This window comes from Frankia sp. AgKG'84/4 (assembly GCF_023242965.2).
Lineage (GTDB): Bacteria > Actinomycetota > Actinomycetes > Frankiales > Frankiaceae > Frankia.
This window is the reverse complement of the sequence record NZ_JALKFU020000695.1, coordinates 1-569: the sequence shown is the minus strand read 5'-3', so window position 1 is coordinate 569 and position 569 is coordinate 1. Positions and strand designations below refer to the sequence as shown.

Genomic DNA, 569 nt, shown 5'->3' with positions numbered 1-569 from the left:
GGCCGCGGCTGGCCGACCCGGCGGCCCGCGCCGACCTGCTGGCCCGCCTCGACGCCGGCATCCCCGTGCTGGGAACGCCGAGCCGGATGGTCGACGTCGTTGACCCCGCCCGCGGCGAGGTCGTCCCGATGACGTTCCGTACCGATGGCCACTGGATCTGGACCGACACCTGCGCCTACTACCTCGACCAGCACGGCGTGCTGCCCGACCCGGACCTGGTGCGCCACCTCGCGGCCAGCCCCGTCGGCGCCGTCGCCGACGAGGTGGCCCAGCACCGGGTCCTCGCCCACCTGCTGGGCCCGCACACCGAGGAGCCGGTGTGGGTCGTCCCGCAGATGGGCGCACCGCTCCACCCGGACCGCCCATGACCCTCGCCCTCCCCCCGGCCGTGCACGCCGCCGTCCCCGGCCTGCCCGCACTGCCCGGCCCGTCCGCTCCGTCCGGCCCCTCGGGCTCGCCCGGCTCCGTCCGCCTGCCCACCAGGACCGCCGTGCCGCTGGGCCCACGGCCCGACCCAGTCGACCCGCGGGCCACCGCGGCGATCTCGCCCCGCGCGCTCCCCGCACCGA

General features: G+C 78.4%; 1 protein-coding gene and 1 pseudogene. Both read left to right on the top strand.

The genetic code is table 11. The features are described from left to right. Nucleotides 1-368: hypothetical protein (locus MXD58_RS24670; RefSeq protein WP_250610045.1), on the top strand; the 368-nt coding region annotated here is incomplete at its 5' end. Next, a pseudogene (locus MXD58_RS24665) lies at nucleotides 365-569 on the top strand (hypothetical protein); the annotation flags it as partial. The gene MXD58_RS24670 and the pseudogene MXD58_RS24665, both read left to right, overlap by 4 nt.